We start from the raw sequence: 2,693 nt of genomic DNA on the forward strand, positions 1-2,693 counted from the left end.
AGCCGCGCCAGCAAATCCCCCGCGCGGCTGTGGCGCTGGGCTTGCGGCGTACCGGCGTAGATCGCCGGCATTTCCACGTTGTGCAACGCACTCAGGTGCGCGAGCAAATGGTAGCGCTGGAAGATAAAACCAAAATAATCGCGACGCAGTTCCGCCAGTTGCTCATCGCCCAAAGAACGGGTCTCGATGCCATTGATCTTGTAGCTGCCGGCCGTCGCATAATCCAGGCCGCCGAGGATGTTCATCAGGGTCGATTTGCCCGAGCCTGACGCCCCGATGATCGCGAGCATTTCCCCGGCGTGAATGGTCAGGTCGATGCCCTTGAGCGCAATGAATTCACGCTCGCCGGCGATAAAACTGCGGGTGATGCCCTTGAGTTCCAACAGTGGCTGGCTCATGACTCAATTCCCCGCCACGGCCGGCGAAGCATCGCCGATCACCACTTTATCGCCCTCGGCCAAACCGTCCAGGATCTGCACCTTGACGTTGTTGTTGATGCCGGTCTTGACCGCGCGCGACACCGCCCGGCCTTTGGCATCGAGCACCCGCACTGCATAGGTGCCGTCGTTGTTGCGCGGGCCCAGCGCGGCCACCGGCACCATCAGCGTGGCCTGGGCGGTGTCGAGCACGATGCGCACCTGGGCGGTCATGGCGATGCGCAGGCGGTGGTCGGGGTTCGGCACGTCGAACAGTGCGTTGTAGAACACTGCGGTGTTCTGCTTGGGCGTGCCGGCGGTCTGGGTCTCGAGGAAGTTCTGCGGTGCCGGTTCCGTGCCGCGCAGCTTGGCGTAGTAACGCTTGTCGGCCTCGCCGAGGATGGTGAAATACACCTGCTGGCCGGGGCTGATATGGATCACATCGGCTTCGGACACCTGGGCCTTGACGGTCATGGTGTCGAGGTCCGCGAGCTTGAGCAGCACCGGGGCCAGCTGGTTGGCGATCACCGTCTGGCCTTCCTGGGTGACGATGCCCACCACGTCGCCGTCAATGGGCGCGTTGATGCGGGTATACGCCAGGTTGACCTTGGCGGTGTCGATCTGGATGTGCGCGCTTTTGATCTGCGCGTCCAGGGACAGCAGGTTGGCCTGCTGTACCTGGAAGGTTGATTCGGCGTCTTCGAAGTCCTGGCGGGAGACGGACTCGTCGTCCTGCAGGCCTTTGTAGCGTTCGTAGACTGACTTGGCCTGTTTGAGCTGGGCCGCGGTGGCACGGCGTTGGGCTTGCAGGTTTTCCTCGTCGACCTGGGCTTTGCGCAGGGTGTTCTGCAGGATCAATGGGTCGATTTCGGCGAGCCATTGGCCCTTTTTGACCTTGTCGCCGACTTTGACCTTGAGCGATTTCAACTGGCCTGAAACTTGGGCACCGACGTCGACTTGTTTGATGCCTTCGAGGACGCCGGTGGCCAGTACGGCGTTTTCGATGTCGCCACGTTCAGCGGTGGCGGTGAGGTATTGCGGGGCGTCGGCGGGGGCCTGGAGGGTGTAGACGGTCAGGCCGATTGCGACAGCCAATACCGCGAGCATTCCGAGTTTGCGTAACTTTGACTTTTCCATAGGTGACCATGCAGTGGTGATTTTGATCGGGTGTATATCCATTACTTGGGTAACGGCGGCTTAGGGTTTCGCCCTTACGGCGAGTCACCTTGCAAAAGCGGCAAAGTAACCAAAGCGCTCTTGCCCCACCACTCGGCACCTCGCCTAGGCTCGGTGTGCCTAAGATCACGATCACGATCACGATCACAAGCGCAGATCACAAGATCGCTGACTTCGTCAGCGGTAAGGATGTAAGGGCAACAGCAAATCGAGGGTAGGTGAAGGTCAAAAGCACGCAGGTCGGCTACCAGGCCGCCTTGCTCTGCTTTTGATTTGGCTTTTGATCTCAGGCGCCCCGTCAAACCACGCTGGCCGAACGCAGGCTTGAATCCGTGGGTAACCCGGCAGGACGCCGGGTTAGCCGCCGTTACCGCAGCAACGGATATGCACCCCATCATCAAGAAACCCCCTCCCCAACCACCACCTCATCCACCCACCACCGCGCCAGCCCCGCCACATTCGGGGCCTTGAGCAACGTAAAGTGATTCCCCCCGCCATACCAAACCTGCAACCCAGTCCCCTGGCGCCGCCACCCCTCCACCATTAACCCCTGTTCCCGCTGATTACCGGCAGCATCCAGCGCCGGGTCCTGTGCCAGCACCAACCGCACTACCCCCTCATACCGCCGCACCGGCCGATACTCCGTACGCAACGCCGCCGCATACGTCCGCGCCGGCCCGTCCATGGCATCCACACTCGCCCGCGCCGGCAACAACCCGACCCCGACCATGCCCGCATGCAACCACTGCCGTTGCGCCACTTCATCTCGCCCGGCAAAGTCCACCAGGTCTATGCCCAGCGACCTCCCCGCCGCCAGCTGCATCGCCTCGATCAACCGCAGCAATGCCGCCGTCGTCGTATACGATCGACCCATGCCCCCAGGCGCTTCGCTGTCGATCACCGTCAACGAAGCCACCTCACGCCCGGCGGCCTGCAACCGCAGCGCCATCTCCAGCGCCACCCAACCACCAAACGAATGCCCCACCAGGTGCACCGGCCCGTGCGCGCACTCCTGCTCCAGTGCTTGCAGATAACAGGCCGCCGCCGCTTCGACCTGGCTGTGCGGCACCGCCTCACCGTCCAGGCCGCGCGGCTGCAAGC

General features: G+C 62.5%; 3 protein-coding genes. All 3 read right to left on the reverse strand.

Translation table 11 applies throughout. From position 1 onward, the window contains the following. On the reverse strand, positions 1-398 hold a 398-nt coding region (locus WBR57_RS09465), incomplete at its 3' end, for an ABC transporter ATP-binding protein (RefSeq protein WP_424083598.1). 3 nt (positions 399-401) lie between these two features. Further along, the gene (macA, locus tag WBR57_RS09470; RefSeq protein ID WP_424083599.1) at positions 402-1,553 is read right to left on the reverse strand and encodes a macrolide transporter subunit MacA; all 1,152 of its coding nucleotides are present in this window, start codon (positions 1,551-1,553) and stop codon (positions 402-404) included. 436 nt (positions 1,554-1,989) lie between these two features. After that, positions 1,990-2,693: alpha/beta fold hydrolase (locus tag WBR57_RS09475; RefSeq protein WP_424083600.1), on the reverse strand; the 704-nt coding region annotated here is incomplete at its 5' end.

The organism is Pseudomonas sp. (genome assembly GCF_049590575.1).
Classification (GTDB): domain Bacteria; phylum Pseudomonadota; class Gammaproteobacteria; order Pseudomonadales; family Pseudomonadaceae; genus Aquipseudomonas.